Here is a 2,693-nt window from a genome sequence, read left to right on the forward strand (position 1 = left end):
CGCTGGGACCAGTCCAGCTTCGACCCCGATTATGACACGCTGCCGATCGAATTCTTCCGACCCTTCGTCCTCGAAGTCTTTGCCCGCAAGGCATACGACCCGTCCGTGATCCGCGCCGGCGAACGCGTGCCGCTCATAGATCCCACAACCGCCATGACCAGAACCGGAGCTTCCGCATGAGCATCATCAACAAGGCAGCCGCCATCGGTGGCGGCGTCATCGGCGCCGGCTGGGTGGCGCGGCTGCTGCTCAACGGCATCGACGTGTCGATCTTCGATCCCGATCCCGAGGCGTCGCGCAAGGTCGGCGAAGTGATGAAGGGCGCGCGCCGCGCCTACAAGCAGATGGTACCCGGCGGTTTGCCGAAAGAGGGCAAGCTGACCTTTGCCAAGACCATCGCCGAGGCAGTGGCCGATGCCGATTTCATTCAGGAAAGCGTGCCGGAACGGCTCGACCTCAAGCACCGGGTGCTCGCCGAGATCGATACCCACGCGCCGGCCAATGCGATTGTCGGTTCCTCGACCTCCGGCATCAAGCCAACCGACATGCAGGTGGCGATGAAGAAGCATCCGGAGCGGCTGGTCGTCGGCCATCCGTTCAACCCGGTCTATCTCCTGCCGCTGGTCGAGATCGTGGGCGGCGAGCAGACCTTTCCCGAGGCGATCGAGGTCGCCAAGGAGATGTATGCCTCGATCGGCATGAAGCCGGTCGTCATCCGCAAGGAGATCGAGGCCTTCGTCGGCGACCGCCTGCTCGAAGCGGCATGGCGCGAGGCGCTGTGGCTGATCAAGGACGGCATCTGCACGGTCGAGGAACTCGACGACATCATGCGCTATGGCTTCGGCCTGCGCTGGGCGCAGATGGGCATGTTCCAGGTCTATCGCGTCGCCGGTGGCGAGGCCGGCATGCGCCACTTCATGGCGCAGTTCGGGCCCTGCCTGAAATGGCCATGGACCAAGCTGATGGATGTGCCGGAGTTCAACGACGAACTGGTCGACCTGATCGCCACGCAGTCGGACGACCAGGCGCATGGGCTGTCGATCCGCGAGCTGGAAAAAATCCGCGACGACAATCTGGTCGCCATCATGGATGCGCTGTCGAAGCAGAACAAAGGCAAGGGCTGGGGCGCCGGCGCCCTGCACAAGGCCTATACCAGGCAGCTGGCCAAGCTGGCGGCGAAGAAGCCCACGGCCTCCAAGGCTGCCGAGAAGGCCAAAGCCTTGAAACCGGTCAAGAAAGCCGAAAAGCCGAAGAAAAAGCCCGGCAAGAAGAAAGGCTGAGAGCATGGATTTCGGGCTGTCGGAGGAACAGAGGCTCATCGTCGAGACGACGCGTGCGTTCGTCGAGAACGAGCTTTACCCGCATGAGCGCGAGGTCGAGCGCACCGGCGTGCTGCGCCGCGACCTGATCGAGGAGATCAAGGTCAAGGCGATCGAAGCCGGGCTCTATGCCGCCAACATGCCGGCCGATGTCGGCGGTGCTGGCCTCGATACGGTGACCTGGCTGCTCTACGAAAAGGAGCTTGGCCGCGCCAATTACGCGCTGCACTGGACCTGCGTGGCGCGGCCCTCCAACATCCTTTTGGCCGGCACGCCGGAGCAGCGCGAAAAGTACCTGTTCCCCTGCATCCGCGGCGAGAAATGGGACTGTCTGGCGATGACCGAGCCGGGCGCAGGCTCCGATTTGCGCGGCATGAAGGCGACGGCGGTACAGGACGGCGACGACTGGGTACTCAACGGCACCAAGCATTTTATCTCCCACGCCGACCTCGCCGACTTTGCCATCGTTTTCATGGCCTCAGGCGAAGAGGATTCGCCGCGCGGCAGGCGCAAGAAGATCACCGCATTCTTCGTCGACAAAGGGACGAAGGGCTTCACCGTCCGCGATGGCTACCGCAACGTCTCGCATCGCGGCTACACCAACGCCATCCTCGAATTCGACGATTGCCGGCTTCCCGCCGCCCAAGTGTTGGGCGAAGTCCACAAGGGGTTCGACGTCGCCAATTCATGGCTCGGCGCCACCCGGCTGCAGGTCGGCGCCACCTGCCTCGGCCGCGCCGAGCGGGCGCTTGGCCATGCCATCGAGTATGCCGCGCAGCGCCAGCAGTTCGGCCAGCAGATCGGCAAGTTCCAGGGCGTGTCGTTCAAGCTTGCCGACATGGCGACCGAATTGAAGGCCGCCGACCTGATGGTGTTCGAAGCCGGCTGGAAGTACGATCAGGGCACCGTCACCGACCAGGACATGGCCATGGCCAAGCTGAAGGCCACCGAGATGCTTGCATACGTTGCCGATGAGGCGATCCAGATTCATGGCGGCATGGGACTGATGGACGATTTGCCACTGGAGCGCATCTGGCGCGACGCGCGCGTCGAGCGCATCTGGGAAGGCACGTCAGAGATCCAGCGCCACATTATTTCAAGGGCGCTGCTGCGTCCGTTCGGGGCATAACATATGCACAAACTTGAGCGTCTCCTGCGGCCGAAATCGATCGCCGTCTTCGGCGGTGCGCAGGCCGCGGCCGTCGTCGCGCAATCGATCAAGATGGGCTTTGCCGGCGAGATCTGGCCGGTGCATCCGACCAAGGACGAGGTCGCCGGTCGCAAGGCCTATCGTTCGGTGGCTGACCTGCCTGGCGCGCCGGACGCCGCCTTTGTCGGCGTCAACCGGCATTTGACCATCGAGGTGATCAAGGC

The 2,693-nt window shown here is 63.5% G+C and carries 3 protein-coding genes and 1 pseudogene; all 4 read left to right on the top strand.

The window, feature by feature from the left end; genetic code table 11:
* Nucleotides 1–180, top strand: a pseudogene (locus EN750_RS28120) (peptidase); the annotation flags it as partial.
* Nucleotides 177–1,280 (top strand): carnitine 3-dehydrogenase, encoded by a 1,104-nt coding sequence (locus EN750_RS28125; protein WP_127398679.1) that lies wholly within the window; start codon nucleotides 177–179, stop codon nucleotides 1,278–1,280. The pseudogene EN750_RS28120 and the gene EN750_RS28125, both read left to right, overlap by 4 nt.
* Before the next feature lie 4 nt (nucleotides 1,281–1,284).
* Nucleotides 1,285–2,448 carry an acyl-CoA dehydrogenase gene (locus EN750_RS28130; protein ID WP_127398681.1) on the top strand — a complete coding sequence of 388 codons (1,164 nt, stop codon included), beginning with the start codon at nucleotides 1,285–1,287 and terminating at the stop codon, nucleotides 2,446–2,448.
* A 3-nt stretch (nucleotides 2,449–2,451) separates the two neighbouring features.
* On the top strand, nucleotides 2,452–2,693 hold a 242-nt coding region (locus tag EN750_RS28135), incomplete at its 3' end, for a CoA-binding protein (protein ID WP_189526520.1).

Source organism: Mesorhizobium sp. M7A.F.Ca.ET.027.03.2.1, from assembly GCF_003999175.1.
In the GTDB taxonomy this organism is placed as follows: Bacteria; Pseudomonadota; Alphaproteobacteria; order Rhizobiales; family Rhizobiaceae; genus Mesorhizobium.